The organism is Pseudoalteromonas aliena, assembly GCF_038155085.1.
In the GTDB taxonomy this organism is placed as follows: Bacteria; Pseudomonadota; Gammaproteobacteria; order Enterobacterales; family Alteromonadaceae; genus Pseudoalteromonas; species Pseudoalteromonas aliena_A.
In genome coordinates this window covers 1-229 of the sequence record NZ_JBAKAU010000124.1, presented here as the reverse complement: position 1 = coordinate 229, position 229 = coordinate 1, and the positions used below count along the sequence as shown (strand labels likewise).

At 36.2% G+C, this 229-nt stretch carries 1 pseudogene; it reads left to right on the top strand.

Annotated features, from left to right (window positions below):
- Window positions 1–192 (top strand): annotated as a pseudogene (locus V6260_RS18785) (sigma 54-interacting transcriptional regulator); the annotation flags it as partial.
- Window positions 193–229 lie beyond the last annotated feature (37 nt).

Genomic DNA, 229 nt, shown 5'->3' with positions numbered 1-229 from the left:
GGAGCTGCAAGTCGTTCCTATACCGGAGCATCTCACACTCGTAAGGGAAAGTTTGAATTTGCAGAAGGTGGTACCGTTTTTTTATATGAAATAGAAAGTACCCCAATGTCGTTGCAGGTTAAATTATAACGCGTATTAGAGGAGCGAATAGTAACTCCTGTAGGTGATAATAAAGCAATTGAAATATATATATGAATTTTTGCAGCTACTAAAGTAGATTAGCTTTTAT